This is a genomic window from Acinetobacter sp. IK23 (assembly GCF_035615275.1).
GTDB lineage: Bacteria > Pseudomonadota > Gammaproteobacteria > Pseudomonadales > Moraxellaceae > Acinetobacter > Acinetobacter seifertii.
The window spans coordinates 1-19,036 of sequence record NZ_JANBNX010000008.1; the positions used below are offsets into that span (position 1 = coordinate 1).

The window sequence follows — 19,036 nt, forward strand, 5'->3', positions numbered from 1 at the left end:
CGAAGAAATGGACGATGCCAATTCAAAATTGGCGTTTAGCAATGAATTGGTTTACGATTCAGTTCGATGATCGATTAAAAGATCATTTATAAAAAATGGAACTTACACAAAATAATTTACAGGCTCAAGTACATGGGCAAGGTACTTTGGGATATACAGGTTTTAAATTTTACTTATAGTAAGTTTGGATTTGGGCAACAAGAAAGTCATAACTCGCTTTATTGTATAAAGCAAATTTTCCTTTTGTTTCATAGTTAGTGGTCGACATAATTGCTGGTTCACCGTATGTTTCAGAAACAACATTACCTTTAACTTGCCATTCACCATCGTAAATTTTGCCATTCATTTCAATAGCAGGGTCTTTACCACCCGAATAAATTTCGTTTCCTGCACTGTCTACAGAGTAAGTCACATTGTAGCCAGCAACAGTATCAAATTTATAGTTGGCCTTTGGATAAAGAGCTTGTTGCCATTCAGCTACGGTTTTGAAACTAGTGAGTGAGCTATCAAAGAAATAAAATTCGGTATTGTTATAAATAACAGACTTCGGTACATAAACAAAAGAACCACTTGGGAAAGTCGCATTACTATTCAATAAGCTCGTAAAAGCTGTTTGATTATTTTTAAGTGTTCCAGCAAAGCGATTACTCATATATAAGTAGTCTATATTTTCTGGTCGACTTGTTAAAATATTTGATGGGAAAATGTCAGATATTTTTTTACCTGAAACATCAATTTTTTCGTAGTCGTAACTCACATTATCTGAATTTAAACTACAACTATCATTAAATTGAGCAGTCGTAATTTGTGAGCCTTGGGATGCAACGACATAACCTAAAGGCCAACCATTATTTTGCTTTTGGTATGTCTTTTTAGTGAAAAGACCGAAAGAGTTAAGGTCATAACTTTGGACGATATCTTCAGCCAAACTACTTTCAATTTCATCAGCAGTTATATTGTAAAGTGCTTTTGGATAAGCATATAACATTTGATCATTTCTTTTAATTTCATATGCATAAAGTTGTGGAATTGAAGTTGGAGGATTTCCTGAAGAAATTTCCTTAAATCTATAATTTAAAGAATATAGCGTTTCATCAAAAATTGTATTGGTTGAAAGCGTAGAATTTAAGAGAATACCTCTATCACACTTTAGACTATTTACATTTTGAGTAGATTGCCCTTGAGCTTGCGATGATACATTTTGAGTAGATTGTTCCTGAGCTTGTGATGATACATTTTCAGTATTATTAGAGCTTGAACTACCTCCACCGCACCCCGTTAACATAATAAATGAAATAGAAACTGCTAAAGTTGAAATTTTTTTCATGAATAAACCTTAAGTATTTATGTTTACTTTGCGGGCGTGATTATATATTTTTTATTTATTAAAAACAGACTGTTAAGTTGTATTTGTTAAATATTAAATATATTTAAATATACTGCATAGTCATTTTTACCTAAAAAGCCCCTATGGAGCTTTAATTTTGTAAATTTTTATTGTGAAGTTTTTATAAATAAAAAGGCTTGTTATTTATAAATAATCTATATTCTTACATCTATATATAAATATTTTTAACTACTGCTGATTCTTTTCTCAAGCATATTTACAAATGTTTTTAAAATATTATTGTGGTTCTTACCCTTATGAGTAATCAAGCATATAGGGGTAGTGTAGTGCATCTTATCTTTTAAAACAGGTTGCATCACACCGTCTTCAACCCATTTTTTTGCATAATGGTCGGGTAAAAAACCTAAAAATTTGCCAGTTAAAATCAGAAAGGCAATACCTTCACGGTCACTTGCTGTCGCTTTACAATCTAAAAGTTGATGTAGCTTTACCGCTTCCGATGTAATCGCATAATTAGGAAGAATGGCTTGCCATCTTTTTAATTCATTTAAATTGATGCTACTACATTGGTTAAATAAAGGATGGTTTTTGCCGCAATATAAAAATGAACTTTCACTATATAAATCGAAATAGTCTAAACCAGACAAAGGCATCACAAGGGGAATAACGCCTGCATGCAAACGGTTATCGAGCACACGGCACTCAATATCTGACAAAGTACTCATACTAATATTAATAATAACTTCGGCATGCTCTTCGGCAAGTTGAGTCAAGGTGTTAGTGATATAGCCTTTAGGCATAGTCACAAGGTTGTTAATAATCCCGATATTAAACTCACCCTTGAGGCGGTTATGCATTTGGTTGACTTTAGAGCGGAAGTCTTCAATCGCTGCTGTGAGTACTTCAATATATTCTAAAATTTCCCGTCCTTCATCGGTGAGGGCAAACCCAGCACGCCCTCGCTGACATAGTCGAATGCCCAAACGATTTTCTAAATCACTCATATGCAAACTAATTGCAGAGCGGCTAATACCTAAAATACTTTCGGCAGATGTAAAGCTGTGACAGTCGCAAACTGTTTTAAATATTTTGAGAAGTTTTATATCAAAATCAGTGACTTGATTTAATTTTTTGGGTTTCATTTAGTTTTGTTTTTTTAAATCTAAACTCAAGATAATTTGAATTTATCAAACTTATCTCGCTATGTACACTCAAACCATAATTTGAAAATAAACAGGAATGGTTATGTTTGATACGGATAAATTTAGCGACTCAGAGCATACTTTGGATGCTGTTCAACCTAATAATAATATGCACATAAATTATCAGGGACACTGGATGCCTTTCTCTGCAAATCGAAACTTTGCTAAAGACCCGCGCATGATTGTCGGTGCAAAAGGGTCATACTTGATTGATGATTCAGGCCGTGAAATTTATGACTCACTTTCGGGCTTATGGACGTGTGGTGCTGGTCATACTTTGCCTGAAATTCAACAAGCGGTAAGTGCTCAGTTAGGTCAGCTAGACTATTCACCAGCTTTTCAGTTCGGTCATCCGTTGTCTTTTAAGCTGGCAGATAAAATTGTTCAGCATATGCCTGAAAAACTACAACACGTTTTCTTTACCAACTCAGGTTCGGAGTCGGCAGATACGTCTATCAAAATGGCGCGTGCTTATTGGCGCATTAAAGGTAAACCAAGCAAGACTAAATTGATTGGTCGTGCCCGTGGCTATCATGGTGTAAACGTTGCTGGAACAAGTTTAGGTGGGATTGGCGGCAACCGTAAAATGTTTGGGCAGCTTATGGATGTAGACCATTTACCGCATACCTTACAACCCAATTTAACTTTTACCAAAGGCTGTGCAGAAACAGGCGGGGTAGAACTTGCCAATGAAATGCTTAAGTTAATTGAGCTACACGATGCTTCAAATATTGCAGCCGTCATTGTGGAGCCTATTTCTGGTTCGGCAGGTTGTATTGTGCCGCCAACGGGTTATTTACAGCGTTTAAGAGAGATCTGTGATCAGCATGACATCTTGTTAATTTTTGATGAGGTGATTACAGGTTTTGGCCGTTTAGGAACATGGACGGGGGCAGAATATTTTGGGGTAACACCAGATATTTTGAACTTTGCGAAACAAGTCACCAACGGTGCCATTCCTTTAGGTGGTGTGGTGGCAAGCCATGAAATTTACTCTGCGTTTATGCAGCAAGACTTACCAGAACATGCCATTGAATTTACTCACGGCTATACCTATTCGGCACATCCGGTTGCTTGTGCGGCCGCTTTAGCTGCGCTTGAAGTTTTAGAAAAGAAAAACTTGTTAGCTCAATCGGCAGCGTTGGCACCAAGTTTTGAAAAAATGCTGCATGGTTTAAAAGGCGCACCGCACATTTTAGATATACGTAACTGTGGCTTAATTGGTGCTTTGCAGTTAGCTCCGCGTGATGGCGATGCTACCATTCGAGGCTTTGAACTCGGTATGAAACTCTGGAAAGAAGGTTTCTATGTTCGCTTTGGAGGCGACACGCTTCAGTTCGGTCCAATGTTTAACAGCACTGAGGCAGATATTGACCGCTTAATGAATGCCGTGGGCGATGCGCTTTATCAAGTGAAGTAAGGCTTAGAGACATTTTATGGGCATCTATAACGGTAATAGATGCTCTTTAAAAAACCAAATGAAAAATACAGTTTGATCTGAAAACTAATTGTAGTAAGGAGTAACAACAATGACAAATGGCCTAGAAGATTTTAGCTATGAAGAAGTTTCAACTGAAAATAGTACGCATAGTGAACAAGCCAAAAAAGTGCTAGGGCATTTCATTCAAGGAAGAATTGTATCTAAAACGGCAAGAAAACAGCCAGTTTACAATCCTGCGACGGGTGAAATTAGTAAAGAAGTCGAAATTGCAGATGCCCAAACGGTAAATGAAGCAGTTCAAGTAGCCGAACAAGCATTTCCTGCATGGCGTGATACACCAGTTATTAAACGTGCGCGTGTCATGTTCAAGTTCAAACAATTATTAGAACAAAATGCCGAAAAGATTTGCGCTTTGATTGGACAAGAGCACGGTAAGATTTCTCATGATGCTCAAGGTGAATTGCAACGTGGTATAGAAAACGTTGAATATGCTTGCGGCGCACCAGAGCTTTTAAAAGGGGAGTTTTCAAAAAATGTCGGCCCAGATATCGACTCATGGAGCGAGTTCCAACCGTTAGGTGTTGTAGCTGGTATTACACCGTTTAACTTCCCAGCTATGGTGGCGTTGTGGATGTTCCCAATGGCACTAGTCTGCGGAAACTGCTTTATTTTAAAGCCGTCTGAAAAAGCGCCTTCTGTGGTTTTATACCTTGCAGAACTATTAAAACAAGCGGGTTTACCTGACGGCGTGTTTAATGTGGTGAATGGTGACAAAGAGGCGGTAGATGCCTTATTGCACCATCCACGTATTCAGGCAGTCAGCTTTGTAGGTTCGACTCCAATTGCTGAATATATTTACCGTACAGCGACTTCAACAGGTAAACGTTGCCAAGCATTAGGCGGTGCAAAAAACCACGCGATTATCATGCCTGACGCCGATATTGATAACGTGGTGACTTCATTACTAGGCGCAGCTTTTGGCTCTTCGGGCGAACGTTGTATGGCACTGTCGGTTGCGGTTGCTATTGGCGATGAAGTTGCCGATGTCGTAATTGATAAGCTGACTCAAGAAATGAAAAAATTGAAGTTCGGTAACTATGCAGATGCAAGCAATGACTTTGGGCCACTGATTACCCAAGCACATAAAGACAAAGTGCAGGCTTATATACAAAGTGCAGAGCAGCAAGGCGCAAAAATTGTGGTAGATGGCCGTGATGCAAAACCGGCAGGCTATGAAAAAGGTTTCTTTGTTGGGCCGACTTTAATTGATCAAGTCACTCCAAACATGACCAGTTACCAGCAAGAGATTTTTGGTCCTGTACTGCAAGTTATGCGTGTGAATAGTATGCAAGAAGCCATGCAGCTCATTAATGACCACGAATATGGCAACGGTACTTGTATCTATACCCGTGATGGGGAAGCCGCGCGCTATTTTAGCAGTCACATTCAAGTGGGTATGGTCGGTATTAATGTGCCTTTACCTGTACCTGTGGCTTACCATAGCTTTGGTGGTTGGAAACGTTCGTTGTTTGGTGACTTACATGCATATGGTCCAGACGGTGTCCGTTTTTACACACGCCGTAAAACCATTACACAGCGCTGGCCATCGGCTCAAGTCCGTGAAGCAAAGCAGTTCTCAATGCCAACTTTAAATTAATTTTTACTATCAGGGAAAACAGCAGTTTTCCCTTTTTTCATGAAAGTAGGGTTTTGACATGTAATAGATTGTTTTGATGGATATATTTTTAAGGAATGAAATATGAATAATGATACAACAAAAAAATTAGGCGAAGGACTTTCAAATCGCCATATCACAATGATTAGTATTGGCGGTGTTATTGGCGCAGGTTTATTTGTCGGTTCATCTTCGGCAATTGCCAAAGCAGGCCCTGCAGTCATTCTTGCATACCTGATTACCAGCATCATGGTATTTCTGGTGATGCGCATGTTAGGTGAAATGGCCGTTTTAGAGCCAGACACTGGTTCATTTTCTACCTATGCCCGTAAAGCAATTGGCCCGTGGGCAGGGTTTACGATTGGTTGGTTATATTGGTGGTTTTGGGTGCTTGCGATTCCGGTAGAAGCCATCGCAGGGGCTGAAATTTTACATTCGTGGTTTCCGGGTGTTTCAGTTTCTATTTATGCATTTTGCTTTATTGTGTTCTTAAGCTTAGCCAACTTTTTTAGTACCAAAAGTTTTGGTGAGTTTGAATTCTGGTTTTCCTTAGTCAAAGTCGTTGCCATTATTGGCTTCATTATTATTGGTATTTTGGCAATTTCAGGTGTTTGGCCTTTAGCTAAAAATGTTAGCGGCGTTGCCAATTTATACAACAACGCTGGTTTTATGCCGCACGGTATGGGAGGCATTTTATCTGCTATCTTAATTACGGCGTTTTCATTTTTTGGGGTAGAAATTGTCTCGATTGCCGCAGCCGAGTCATCCAACCCTAAACAGAAAATTAGACGTGCCACCAATTTGGTGCTGTACCGTATTATTCTTTTCTTTGTGGTCTCAATGTTTATTGCCGTTTCACTTGTCGATTGGCGTTCACCGGACTTACAGAAGTACGGGACATTCCAATACGTTTTAATGAGCTTAAACGTACCGGGTACTAAACTTATTATTGATACGGTTGTGTTTATCGCCGTAGCAAGCTGTATGAATGCTGCAATTTATACATCTTCTCGTATGTTATTCCGCTTAGGAACACGCAATGAAGCACCGCAGGCAGTCACTAAAGTGAATTATGCGGGTGTACCAGCAATTGCGGTGTTTTCCTCAACATTTATTGGTTTAGTGTGCTGTGTTATTAACTATGTATTTCCAGGAAAAGTATTTAGCTTATTGCTCTCAAGTACAGGGTCAATTGCGTTGCTGGTGTACTTAGTTATTGCGTTCTCACAGTTACGTTTAAGACATAAGCTAGAGGCAGTTGGAGCGGAAGTTCCATTTAAAATGTGGTTATTTCCATGGCTGACTTGGTTTGTGATTATCATTATTTTAAGTGTGCTCGCTTATATGTTCTTATCACCTGCATATAGTTATGAAACAACTTTATCTTTAGGTGTGACTTTGGCTGTGGTGGTTTGCGGATTGGTTGTGACCCGAAAGCGTAAAGTAACTAGCTCGGTTGCCATAAATCAGAGTAATTCATAAAAATATTAAATAAAATTTTAATGCTATAAATAAAAAGCTCCTTAATGAAAAAGGAGCTTTTTACCTTACCAATCCAAGAAGTAGAAATAAGATGATGTTAATCATTTTCATCACGAGTAAGTTTTAACTGGTTTTTACTTTCTAGATGATCGACAGTTCCTACTTTGGTGTCACATATGTGATCACAGATAATCTATTTATCGAAAAACTGACCAGACATTGCTGCAATATTACTTGGAGTAATTTAGTGCGTGTAACAATCAGCAGTCGCTTGGAAGGCAGAGCACCTCAAGGTTTATCAAATTTTTTAGAAAATATTTAATTATTGTAATTTTATTAAGTTTATTTTAATAATTGCTTTTTATTCTTAATATATATCCTCTGTTACACCGATTGTTTTAGTGTTCATTGCGTTACATCTTTTGCCACATCACCCGATGTGGTTTTTTTTATTAAAAAATAACTAAACTGCGACCTGTAATGTTCAAACAACTCAACAACCGTACTCTATATTTAGCACGAAAAACAAAAAATCTAGTACTAGGGATTTAATACATTTTTTAGTCTTGGGAGTTTGAACGAAATTTGGGCTTTTTATAAAAATACCTAAAGTTATGATTTTTATAAGAAAGAAATATAAAGTAATTCTAAGAAAGGTGTGTTAATTTGAAAATTCAATTACTAATGAAATTTTATATTTCACGGAAGTCTTATGAACGTTCGACTGTGTTATGCCAGCCAACGAAACGAAAAAAATGAAGATTTGCTACAAGATTTGCGTGATATCCTGACTGAAGCTCGTGATTTCAATGATTTAAACGAGATTTGTGGGGTACTTTATTATGCCGATAATGCATTTTTTCAATGTTTAGAAGGCGAACAAGAGGTGGTAGAGCAATTATTTGAAAAGATCCAAAAAGATGAAAGACACTACAATGTTAAATGGTTATGCACATATTCCATCGACCAAAACGCTTTTCAACGTTGGTCAATGAAATATGTACAACGTAATACAAATATTGAGGCTTTCTTTCTTAAGATGGGAGAAAATACCTTTAACCCAATTTCGCTAGATCAACAAAATCTTAAAAACTTTTTAAATGAATTGTTAGTTGCAGAGCAAACTAAGGTTAATACAGATAAGAAAGTTGGAATGGTCAATCGGGGAGTAAACCCATTTTAACTATTAGATGCGACACCGATATGAATGTTCTTGAGCTTAGGTACTAGTTTCGTCATTACGAGATAAACAATAACCGAAGTCGCGAGCATCCATATCACTTCTAAACTTTGACTAATCACAAACATTGCCCAATAGAAAAAACTAAATAGAGCAATACATAGACCGCTACCTTTGTAATACCACGTAATAAATATTCCAAACAGAGCCGAAGAAATGAGTAGGTTTAAGGTTTCATTCATTCCTAGATAGTTAAAAAGAATAATCATTAAGCATAAAGCCAACATTGATAGTAAATATACAAATATATTTTTTGCGATAAACATTTTCTATATCCTATCTAAAGAATTAAAAGGTATCTTTCCTCTGTTTCCAGAGGAAAGATAGTACATATTAATTTTTGAGATTCTTTTTCTATTGTTGAGAGTTTTTATATTAATAAAGATGACTTTATCATTTTCTCCAGATCTCTTTATTAATATTCAGCTTTCTATTTAATAGTAAAGAGTGCTTATATGTACTGAAATTAATTATAGGAAAAACAATCGGTTGTGTTGTAAGCTTTAGCTTACATGTTTGTGAGACATTGCCTACATTTGTTTAAATAATGATCAAATTTTACAAAGCTTAATTTTTTAAAATACTTTTTTTTCAAATATTTATTTCAAAATTTTATTGATGTAAGCTTTACAAAAATAACAAAAAGTAACATCCCCTTTAAGAAGGTAATCATTCTGAAAGAAAAGCATTAACTTGCTGTGTGGTTTTTTGATTAATTATTTTTTAACGTTTGATAAAATATTTTATTTTTAAAATAAACTTTTTATAAATAAATTTTATGATTTTTGTGTTTGTGATAATTCTTTGACACTAAGTAATATTATCTTGTTGTAGATTTATATATTTAAAATATAAAGGTGGTTTAAAATTTTGGAATAAAATATATTGAAATATAAATGTGATTAAAAAGAATAATTTTGCAAAATTTGATATTCACCAGTGTAGGTTTGATTGGCTACACTGGTGTTGATGTACGGGTAAATTAACTTGAACGTGTAGCTAACCAGCTATTTATTTCTGGCCAAACAGAAGTAGGTGCTTGGCTGCCGGAAACTATACCCATATGACCACCTGAGACAACTTTAAAAGTTTTATCTTGGCTGCTAATTAAATCCATAAGTGGCTTCACAGCATCACTGGTCACAATAATATCGGTACTACCACCCACAGCTAACACAGAGCATTCAATATCTTTAAGATTGGCAGTGAGTTCACCAAATTTAACTACGCCCGTTGAGAGTTCATTATCTATCCAGAAACGAAGAATAATGTCTCGCATAACGCCGCCTGGATAAGCCAGCATGTTATCTATAAATGAACTAGAGGTGGCGTGGTCTACTATAAATTCTCGGTTATCTAAATTTTTAAAAAGTTGCCAATAGGTTTTTAAGTTGCCAATCGGGTCAGTTAATTTAAAACCTAGAGTGTTTTGCCAGCCATGTATATGGAACACTTTACTTGGTACATGTTGGCGAATACGAAAAGGTGTGTGTTTGCGAACCCATTCGGCAGGTTTGGTTAGGCTTCCATAGAGTTTGCCCATATAGCCTGCTTTGTGAGTGTCGATCGGTGAAGCAAGAATAATCAGATTTTTAATATCTTTATCTTTAAATAACGCGGTATAGCAGAGTGAAAGTGCACCGCCCAAACTCCAGCCATGTAATGAAAGCTGCTGTTGTCCACTATGTGCACGGACTTGCTTTAACAGTTCAGGCATAAAAACTTTTACATAAGTACCGAAATTATATTTTGCCTGATGTAGTGTTGGTACGCCCCAGTCTATTAAATAAACATCAAATCCTTGAGCTAAAAAGTAACGTATAAGGCTGCGTGTAGGGAATAAATCGTAAATGAGCATGTTGACTGCCAATGGCGGAACAATCACTAAGGGTACGCGGTGTTTATGCGTAGGAACTTCAGCCTCATTTCTATAGTGACGTAAGCTCATAATTTCATGCTTATAAATCACATCAAAAGGCGTTTTTCCTGACAAGGCAATTTGCTGACCTCTAAAGAACAGATCTGATGCATTGGCTAGCATGTGCGGTAGTTTCTGACCAGCATGTTTTTTAAGAGATGTTTTAAGCGATTGCACCTGCGGCACATTTTGACTAACTTTAAGCAATAAATTCATTGAATATAAAACCTGTAAAGATGTTGCCCAGAGCAATAACGAGCTGGTTTTGAGGCATATTAACGATAAAAATAGGGGAGTTCAGTGACTTAAAAGACAGTATTTTTTGCTTAAGATATCAAGTCACAAATACTATAAAAATATGAATTTTTTAATATAAGTTTTTGATATTAATAAATTAATAATAATTTTTAGATAAATTTTTATAAATTATTAAAAATTTTAAGCTATTTTTAAGAATAGTGAAAAACACATTGCTAGGGTAATTTTGTAAAGTTTATTTGTGTTTTTTTTACATATGAAAAAATAAAATATAATTATTTTACAATCGATTAGAAATGTAATTAGAAAGTAGTATATATGGAATTTGTTTTTAATGGTTTTTATACACTAATTTCGGCGGTCATCGTTCTACTGTTGGGCCGCTTTCTTGTCAATCGGATTGATTTTTTAAAACGTTACAATATCCCCGAACCTGTAGCTGGTGGTTTGGTTGCTGCTGTAGTGTCTTTACTTGTCCACACATTGTGGGGATATAGCGTTGTTTTTAGCAGTGAGTTGCAAACCAGCTTTATGCTCGTGTTCTTTGCTTCAATTGGTTTAAGTGCCAATTTTATGAAGCTTAAAGAGGGCGGTACTGCTTTAGTTATCTTCTTAATATGTGTCGCTTCATTTATTGTTGTGCAAGATGCGGTTGGTATGAGCCTCGCCACCTTGTTGGGTTTAGACCCACTTATTGGTTTGATTGCCGGCTCAATTACTTTAACGGGTGGTCATGGTACAGCAGGTGCATGGGGTGAAATTTTAGAAACTCAGCATGGTATACAGGGTGCATTAGCGCTAGGTATGGCGAGCGCTACTTTTGGTTTGATCATTGGTGGTGTGATTGGTGGTCCATTAGCTAAATTGCTGATTAATCGTTATGGCTTAGCTCAAGCAAAAACCAATGCGGAAATTCAAAATCGTGATACGCATGTTGAACAAAATTCGGATGATCTCGCTCCGTTTGAAAATCCGCATCAAGTTCGTTTAATTACAGCCGATAATGCAATTACTACATTGGGTATGTTTGCAGCCTGTTTAGCGTTTGCTGAATTTATGACAGGCTTTAGTAAGGGAACATGGTTTGAGTTGCCAACCTTCGTTTGGGCGCTCGGTGGCGGTGTAATTTTAAGAAACATTTTAGAAAGCGTGTTGAAAATTGATATTTTCGACCGTGCGATTGATGTTTTTGGTAATGCTTCTTTATCTCTTTATTTAGCAATGGCTTTGCTTTCATTAAAGCTTTGGCAACTTGCCGACTTAGCTGGTCCGCTTGTGGTTATTTTAGGTGCGCAAACACTGACCATGGCTTTATATGCAGCTTTCGTGACTTTCCGAGTAATGGGTAAAAACTATGATGCGGCAGTTTTGGCAGCAGGTCATTGTGGTTTTGGTATGGGTGCAACGCCAACTGCTGTTGCCAACATGCAAGCTATTACTAACATGTATGGTCCTTCGCATAAAGCATTTTTGATTGTTCCACTATGTGGTGCTTTCTTTGTCGACTTAATTAATGCAACAGTGATTCAGCTTATGTTGAAATTTATTGCTTAATTAGAAAAAGCCCGTAAGGGCTTTTTTTATGGGTACGTTTTCTCATCACGAAGCATCGCCCCTCAACCTCTTTTTCACATAGAATGAATTGCAAATAAATAAAATGAGAAATGTATGAGCGAAGAAGCACATTCAATGAGTCTGGTTGCCCCAGTGGTTTTATTGGCAGCGGCTGTAATCGCAGTTCCTATTTTCAAACGTATTGGTTTGGGTTCGGTACTAGGCTATTTAATTGCAGGCCTGATTATTGGTCCATTTGGTTTTGCTTTTTTTCAAGATTCCACTGCAATTTTGCATATTGCCGAATTGGGAATTGTGATGTACCTCTTTGTGATTGGCTTGGAAATGCAGCCATCACATTTATGGAGCTTAAGGCGTGAAATTTTTGGTCTTGGTACGCTACAGATCATCATTTGTGCACTGGCTTTGACTGGGGTAGGACTATTATTTGGTTTTACGTGGCAAGTGGCATTTATTGGTGCAGCAGGGTTTGTATTAACGTCGACTGCCATAGTCATGCAGTTACTCGGCGATCGAGGTGACTTGACGCAACCACGCGGTCAAAAAATTGTAGCCATATTATTATTTGAAGATTTATTGATTGTGCCATTGCTGGCTATTGTTGCTTTTATGGCACCAAATCATGTTGTCGAAAGTACATCGGCACGTTTAGAAAACATTGGAATTGGTTTGTTAGCAATTGCGGGACTTATTGCGGCAGGCTATTGGTTACTTAATCCATTATTTAGACTATTGGCTGCTGCAAAAGCCCGAGAAGTCATGACAGCCGCTGCATTATTGGTTGTGTTGGGTGCCGCATTGCTCATGCAAGTCAGTGGTTTGACAATGGCGATGGGCGCTTTCTTAGCGGGTGTGCTTCTATCTGAATCTACATTTAGACATCAAATTGAAGCCGATATTGAACCATTCCGAGGAATTTTACTGGGTCTGTTTTTCCTTGGGGTTGGTATGTCACTGGACTTATCCGTAGTTGCTCAAAACTGGCAGCTCATTGTGAGTGGTGTAATTGCCCTGATGTTTGCTAAAGCACTCATGATTTATATAGTCGCTCGATTAACGAAAAGCCCTCATACTGAAGCCTTAGATCGCGCTTTACTTATGGCACAAGGTGGCGAGTTTGCTTTTGTACTTTTCTCTGCTGCATTAAGTGCTCAGGTTATTGATAGTACCGTTAAATCTAATCTTACTGCTATTGTTGTACTTTCAATGGTATTGACTCCAATAGTGGGTATTATTTTTAAACGGTTTACTCAAGCTAAAGAAAAAGTTTCATTGGAAAACATTAATATTGCGGATGGACTAAGCGGTAGTGTTTTAATGATTGGTTTCGGGCGCTTTGGGCAGGTAACTAGTCAATTACTTTTGGCAAGAGGCGTAGATGTCACCATTATTGATAATAATACTGACATGATTCGAAACGCCGAAAAGTTTGGTTTTAAAATTTATTATGGCGATGGTTGCCGCCTCGATATTTTACATGCTTCTGGCGCTGCAACTGCACAAGCGATAGTGGTTTGTGTAGATAGTAAGGACACGACCAATAGAATCGTAGAACTCGTGACCCACGAATTTCCTTTGGCGAAATTATTAGTACGCTCATATGACCGTGAGCATTCATTGCATTTAGTCAAACAAAAAGTGGACTTTATGATCCGTGAAACGTTCGAGTCTGCAATTAAGTTTGGTGGCGTTATTTTGCAAGAGCTTGGTGTAGATGAAGATGAAGTAGAAAGAATTACCGAAGAAATTCGAGATTTGGATAATGAGCGTTTTGAAACTGAAATTGCAGCAGATGATGTAAATGCGGGAGTGGGCATGCAATACACCCATACTCATCACCCTAGACCAACTGCACCATTGATTCGACCAAAACGAGAAGGACAGATTTTAAATAAAGATAATGTCTCAGAGAATGAGAGTATTGATTAATGATAAGCCTCAGTAATAAGTCTTCTTAGAAGTACTTTTACTGAGGCTTTTCTAGAGGAAAGAGTAGCTAACTGCTAAATTTTCTGGGTTTACCAATCAAACCGTCATTTAATGAAGTGAGTTGGTTAATCATATTAAACCCACCTATAGATGTTCTAACGCCGTGCCTTTAACCGGGTTTCTGCGCCAGTAATACGGCTGTAAAAATCTAAGGAAAAGCTTCCAAGGCGTCAACCATGCGATGCGTCGGTTGGTTTTTTTGTTTTGAAGAATTTGTTTTGCTAAATACGCACAAACCACCTCAGGTGGGTCAATCACAAAGAAAAATAAGCGTTTCATCTTTTTCCAGTTTTGTACGTTGCCATTTGTCCAAGACGAAACTAACAAGTCGGTTGCCACCATGCCTGGGCTGAGGGTACCAGTTAAAATAGAGGTCGACTTAGTCTCTTTATAAAGTGCTTTACTAAAATAACTTACCGCTCTTTTAGTTGTAGCGTAGACAGTCATACCAGCACTCCATTCGCCGTTGCTTCCCCAACCTTCCATATTGAAGATTTGACCATGACCTTGTTTGAGCATGCCTTTTAAAGCGACTTGAGAACCAAGCATTGTGCCTAAAATATTGGTAGAAATGGCTGCGTTTAATTCATCGGATTGAAGGTCAACAAAGTCCTTGGTAGGGTGGCAGCTTCCTGCATTATTAATCCATACATTTACTTGAGCAAAATGCTGTATGGCAACATCCCATAGGTTTTGTAGGTCTGATATTTGAGTGACATCACAGCATAGGCCAGTGAACTTTTCTTTATTGAAATGAGTTTCTAAATAACTAAGTGCATGGTTAAGAGACTCTAAGTTGCGGCCAGCGATCACAACCGAACATCCAAGCTCTAAAAACGCGTTGGCGAGTGCTAAACCAATACCCTTAGTGCCTCCGGTAATCACCACACATCCTACTTCACGGTTTGATAAACTCATTGAAATCTCTATATAATTTTAAAAAATTTAGGCCGTTATTGAGCAGTTTTATGCAAATAAGTCGTTTGCTCTTTTAATAAAAGCAGATAGATGACTGATAAACTTATCATCGAAATATTCATGACGATAGGGTTGTAAGGTGAGATAAGCGTTGAAGGTATGAGAAAACCAATTAAAAGCAATAGACCCAACAACCCCAAAATACTTAAATAGTGAATATATTTTTGGTTTATAAATACAAACAATAAACCAAAAATAATTTCGCCTAAACCACTTGCACGGCCTGCAAGTTTTGCATATTCAAAAGAAAGACCTATTGATTGCCACACAAAAATTTCATCAACATTAATAAAAATTATTTTAGGGACAAGTCCCTGATATATCCACAGGAAGGCTAACACAAAGTTTATAAATTTTAATGCTTTAGCATTATTCATTAAAGTTCTCTAAAATTTTAAAAAGTTAAATTTTCATTACTGAAGTTATTATCTTTCTATTTAATTTATTGTTCAACTAAAATAATTATAGTCTGTTTTTTAATCATTTTTATTTTTAAAGTAATGCAAGAAGTGATCGAAATGTTATATTCTGATTTTATATTAAAACATAGGAGAAATGACTCCTATGTTTTTAATCTTATGGTTCACTCACTAATCTTGATATATTTTTTAAAACTATATTTCTTAGAAATTCTTTATAACATTCATCTGTATTCTTGTTCGAATGCTGAACTAAATATCCATTGAGCTGTGTAATTATAATAATGGCTCTTTCTTTATATTCTTCTGATGATATTTCATTATGAATAGGTAAAATAATCTTATATATAAGTTCAAGATTATAATTTTGTATAGTTGACAATGATTCATATACATAAGGTAAATGATCTGAAATTGAAAAAAATTCCTTAAATGTATTGGTAATAATCGGTTGTTCTATTTCATATATTATATTGGTAATAATATTCATGAACCGATGTAAAGGTGGTTCATTCGCATTTAAGTTGATTAAAATTTCAATTCTTTGTATGTAGTCACAAGTGAGTTTATTAAGTAAAGCCTGTAATAAAATATCTTTATTGGGAAAATAATGTTGCAAGGTACTTAAACTAATATTTGATTGTGCAGCAACTCCTCTCATACTAAAGCCAGAATAACCTTTGGTTAGAAAAACTATTTCAGCATTTTTTAAGATTTGCTTTATTCTTTCTTGTCCTTTTAGTGTGGTAAAGGACTTCTTAATTTGTATAGTATCAAAGGTATCAATTTTGATCATTATCCAGCCTGTAAGTACTATTTAAAAAAAGTCATTCTAAACCATGAAATTAGAAAAATATAAATAAAATATTTAAACTCTATTAAACTAAAATTAGGTCAAATGACTTAATCAAAAACAATAAAATAGGTCAAGTGACTTATTTATTTTATTTATTTCTGGTTTAAATAGGTCAACTGACCTATTTGTATGAAAGAGGACAATTATGATGGTTGGATAAATTATAAATAATTGTATTTGAATGCATATTGATTAATTTTTATATGATTGTTAATGTTAATTTTCTTTATATTTTTCTTGTTTTTATAAAATGGTTTTTGGAATTTAATCGGATGTTTTGTAGACAATAAGATGTGGTTTAAATAAATTAACATAGTCTTTTTGTAATATGTGCATACAAGTTAAATACCTTTTATTAAATTATGAAAATAATATTACAACAGTAAATAGTAGTTTGTTTTATATATAAAACAAATTGTTCGCATTTTATTTATCGATTTCGATTCACTTTGTTCTACAAATATAATCATAATATATGTAGGTTATGAATATAAAGAACACTCACAAATCACTTCTTACAGCATTAATAGTTGCTGCTTATGTAGTAAATGCTTAAGCGGCTGTTACCAGTACAAGTCGACTTTTAAAAGCTGTTTTGTATAAAAGATAAAAGCTCAGTCCATGGGCTTTTCGTCTTTAAATAATTGAAAAAATTAAATTTTTTATAAATTATAAATAACGTTTTATAAAAATACTGATATGTTGTTAAACTAAAATAACTGAGCAAGAGCAAGTATTGCTGCAATTGGATCTTTTGAATAGAGAATTAAAGTGAATGACTTTGAAACAAATATTGAACGTTGTTATTTGGGGATAATTCCCATAAAAATTTTAAAAGGACGATTAAACTTTAAAGATATTAGTGACTATCTATTTGCAAAAGAATTATTAAAGATCGCCGAAAGTTTGAAGAATAGTGATGCAGTACATTTGGCATTTCTTATATTTGATGATTATGTATTACAAGAAGAAGATTTCGGCTTATTAAATATCTTTTTTTCGGATTGGCATGATGCACATGAAGATATCGTTTTTACAGTGAGTAAAATCAGAAATTGTAATTTGGTGGAGTTTTTTAAAAAAGCTATCAATTTCATCCCAAGTTATATGGCGGAAGATGACTTGCGTACAATTGCTCGCAAAGCATTTTTTGGCTTGGGTACAAATATAAATTGTTCTAAGTCTTTAGAATATTTAAATAACTATGCTAACTCATCCGATATAGTCTTGAAAAAGTTTGCCATAGAACAGCTCGAATTTTTGTCTAGAAAATAAAGCAATTTAGATATCTTAGGCTTACTCAAGCTCTAATTGGTCATCATCTTTGGTAATTTTAATCTTTATCTTTTTATATTTACGTTTATTTGGATCTAGTGCCGAGTTCATTACTTCATCTGCAAAGGGCGGGCACTGCATGAGTTTTGCATATGCTCTATAGCCGATGCGTATTCGCGTAGGGGGGCAATCGGTTCTTTTTGAATAGTATTCAATGAGAGAATTCAGTTCTTGTAATAAAGTTTGCTGTTCCATCATACATATTTAACAATTCGTTAATTCAAGCATAATAGACTTACAGGCTTAGTGGAATATGTACTCAAAATACTAATTTGTTTGAAGTGTGACATAGTTTTCACTTTGAATAAAATATATGAATTTTGACATTTTTTAGATAGAATGTTTGAGTTTCAGTTTTGCTTTAATAAGACCAAAAAACTATTAAAAGTTAGATTTTTTTGAATCATTTAGATTTACATTTAAATGATTAAATTAAAAAAATAAAATCTAAATAATTGATTTTATTGATATTGAATAATTTTAATAAATATAATGTCAGAAATTATAATTTATTTGAAATATATATTAACTTAAAATACACAGTACTTACATGATGTTTCATATAGTTACATGTTATTACATAACTTAAATCATACTTACTTTAGAGGTGGTGCAAATACCACCCAACAAATTAAGGATACTTTGATGCCTCAATATCTAATGATTGCAGAAAGTGTCTATAGAAAAGTTAAAGACAGTGAGCTCTTCACAGAAGATACCATTGAAAATTTTAATCATCTAATGACATTTATTCGTAAAGAAATCGTTGGAACTGTATTTAAACTTAAGTACAACTATATTGATTTTAATGAATTATTTAGCAAACCACTTAACGAGTGTAAAGTAAAAATTGATATAAGTTTAGTACCCCATTACGATCACGAAAATGAGTATGTTTTATGGTTAGCGGGATTTATTGAAAAAATTACTGAAGGCGGACCTAAAACTCCACCTCCAATTAAAAAGTTTATTCCTGAGTTTATTAGTTTAAGACTAGAGTTTGATTCAGTGGCTTTGCCAGTTGAAAAAACTGAAAATCAGGGTGAAGAAATAACCGAGTACTTTAACTCTCAAGCTTTTACAAAAAAATTGGAAAAGTAAAAGTGTTATAAAAGGTACGATTTTTCAGTAATCGCCTTCGGGCGATTTTTTTTTAATCATCTTGTCATAATGAACAGCTAATTTAAGCTTATAAAAAGAAAAGATGAAGATTGTTGCGAACAATAAAATCAAAAAGCAATTTTCAAGTAAAGCTGGTCTGTTGTAATTAAGCTAATTCGAAAGAATTGGCTTTTTTGTTTTAAGCAAGTTTTGCTTTTA

General features: G+C 35.3%; 16 protein-coding genes and 2 pseudogenes. 9 read left to right on the forward strand and 9 right to left on the reverse strand.

The window, feature by feature from the left end:
• Positions 1-169: 169 nt before the first annotated feature.
• A complete protein-coding gene (locus MSG95_RS07955; RefSeq protein ID WP_077162943.1) occupies positions 170-1,327 on the reverse strand; it encodes a hypothetical protein in 1,158 nt (385 codons plus the stop codon).
• A gap of 245 nt (positions 1,328-1,572) precedes the next feature.
• Positions 1,573-2,490, reverse strand: a complete 918-nt coding sequence (locus MSG95_RS07960) for a LysR family transcriptional regulator (RefSeq protein ID WP_077165289.1) — start codon at positions 2,488-2,490, stop codon at positions 1,573-1,575.
• A 97-nt stretch (positions 2,491-2,587) separates the two neighbouring features.
• On the opposite strand from MSG95_RS07960, the gene MSG95_RS07965 reads away from it, so the two are divergent.
• From MSG95_RS07965 to MSG95_RS07975, 3 genes are all read left to right on the forward strand, one after another.
• Positions 2,588-3,970, forward strand: a complete 1,383-nt coding sequence (locus MSG95_RS07965) for an aspartate aminotransferase family protein (protein WP_151819638.1) — start codon at positions 2,588-2,590, stop codon at positions 3,968-3,970.
• Between the two features lie 109 nt (positions 3,971-4,079).
• Positions 4,080-5,648 (forward strand): CoA-acylating methylmalonate-semialdehyde dehydrogenase, encoded by a 1,569-nt coding sequence (locus tag MSG95_RS07970; RefSeq protein ID WP_077165291.1) that lies wholly within the window; start codon positions 4,080-4,082, stop codon positions 5,646-5,648.
• Between the two features lie 102 nt (positions 5,649-5,750).
• Positions 5,751-7,148 (forward strand): amino acid permease, encoded by a 1,398-nt coding sequence (locus tag MSG95_RS07975; protein ID WP_077165292.1) that lies wholly within the window; start codon positions 5,751-5,753, stop codon positions 7,146-7,148.
• 100 nt (positions 7,149-7,248) lie between these two features.
• Here MSG95_RS07975 and MSG95_RS07980 read toward each other — a convergent pair.
• Positions 7,249-7,341, reverse strand: a pseudogene (locus MSG95_RS07980) (DUF2171 domain-containing protein); the annotation flags it as partial.
• Between MSG95_RS07980 and MSG95_RS07985 the strand changes: the two are divergent.
• Together MSG95_RS07985 and MSG95_RS07990 are read left to right on the forward strand one after the other, a co-directional pair.
• Positions 7,336-7,470: pseudogene (locus MSG95_RS07985) on the forward strand (glycosyltransferase family 2 protein); the annotation flags it as partial. The pseudogenes MSG95_RS07980 and MSG95_RS07985 sit on opposite strands and share 6 nt — an antisense overlap.
• A gap of 390 nt (positions 7,471-7,860) precedes the next feature.
• The gene (locus tag MSG95_RS07990; RefSeq protein ID WP_004700647.1) at positions 7,861-8,331 is read left to right on the forward strand and encodes an AnBLUF65 family BLUF photoreceptors; all 471 of its coding nucleotides are present in this window, start codon (positions 7,861-7,863) and stop codon (positions 8,329-8,331) included.
• Here MSG95_RS07990 and MSG95_RS07995 read toward each other — a convergent pair.
• Together MSG95_RS07995 and MSG95_RS08000 are read right to left on the reverse strand one after the other, a co-directional pair.
• Positions 8,328-8,654: a hypothetical protein gene (locus MSG95_RS07995; protein ID WP_134261860.1), complete on the reverse strand. Its 327-nt coding sequence runs from the start codon at positions 8,652-8,654 to the stop codon at positions 8,328-8,330. The two genes, MSG95_RS07990 and MSG95_RS07995, sit on opposite strands and share 4 nt — an antisense overlap.
• 716 nt (positions 8,655-9,370) lie before the next feature.
• Positions 9,371-10,522: an alpha/beta fold hydrolase gene (locus tag MSG95_RS08000; protein ID WP_077165293.1), complete on the reverse strand. Its 1,152-nt coding sequence runs from the start codon at positions 10,520-10,522 to the stop codon at positions 9,371-9,373.
• A 360-nt stretch (positions 10,523-10,882) separates the two neighbouring features.
• Here MSG95_RS08000 and gltS point away from each other — a divergent pair, with 360 nt between their 5' ends.
• Both gltS and MSG95_RS08010 read left to right on the forward strand, forming a co-directional pair.
• A complete protein-coding gene (gltS, locus tag MSG95_RS08005) occupies positions 10,883-12,118 on the forward strand; it encodes a sodium/glutamate symporter (protein WP_077165294.1) in 1,236 nt (411 codons plus the stop codon).
• A 114-nt stretch (positions 12,119-12,232) separates the two neighbouring features.
• Positions 12,233-14,068, forward strand: a complete 1,836-nt coding sequence (locus tag MSG95_RS08010) for a monovalent cation:proton antiporter-2 (CPA2) family protein (protein ID WP_049065650.1) — start codon at positions 12,233-12,235, stop codon at positions 14,066-14,068.
• 144 nt (positions 14,069-14,212) lie between these two features.
• Here the strand turns inward: MSG95_RS08010 and MSG95_RS08015 are convergent, their stop codons facing one another.
• The 3 genes from MSG95_RS08015 to MSG95_RS08025 form a co-directional block, all read right to left on the reverse strand.
• Positions 14,213-15,046, reverse strand: coding sequence for an SDR family oxidoreductase (locus MSG95_RS08015; RefSeq protein WP_324645017.1), 834 nt, complete (start codon positions 15,044-15,046; stop codon positions 14,213-14,215).
• A 35-nt stretch (positions 15,047-15,081) separates the two neighbouring features.
• The gene (locus MSG95_RS08020) at positions 15,082-15,483 is read right to left on the reverse strand and encodes a DoxX-like family protein (protein WP_077165295.1); all 402 of its coding nucleotides are present in this window, start codon (positions 15,481-15,483) and stop codon (positions 15,082-15,084) included.
• A 199-nt stretch (positions 15,484-15,682) separates the two neighbouring features.
• Positions 15,683-16,321, reverse strand: a complete 639-nt coding sequence (locus tag MSG95_RS08025) for a TetR/AcrR family transcriptional regulator (RefSeq protein WP_077165296.1) — start codon at positions 16,319-16,321, stop codon at positions 15,683-15,685.
• Positions 16,322-17,152: 831 nt separating this feature from the next.
• On the opposite strand from MSG95_RS08025, the gene MSG95_RS08030 reads away from it, so the two are divergent.
• Positions 17,153-17,656, forward strand: a complete 504-nt coding sequence (locus MSG95_RS08030) for a hypothetical protein (RefSeq protein ID WP_077165297.1) — start codon at positions 17,153-17,155, stop codon at positions 17,654-17,656.
• Positions 17,657-17,677: 21 nt separating this feature from the next.
• Here the strand turns inward: MSG95_RS08030 and MSG95_RS08035 are convergent, their stop codons facing one another.
• On the reverse strand, positions 17,678-17,911 hold the full coding sequence (locus tag MSG95_RS08035) for a hypothetical protein (protein WP_025469101.1): 234 nt from the start codon (positions 17,909-17,911) through the stop codon (positions 17,678-17,680).
• Positions 17,912-18,361: 450 nt separating this feature from the next.
• Here MSG95_RS08035 and MSG95_RS08040 point away from each other — a divergent pair, with 450 nt between their 5' ends.
• The gene (locus MSG95_RS08040) at positions 18,362-18,817 is read left to right on the forward strand and encodes a hypothetical protein (RefSeq protein WP_151819662.1); all 456 of its coding nucleotides are present in this window, start codon (positions 18,362-18,364) and stop codon (positions 18,815-18,817) included.
• Positions 18,818-19,036: the final 219 nt, after the last annotated feature.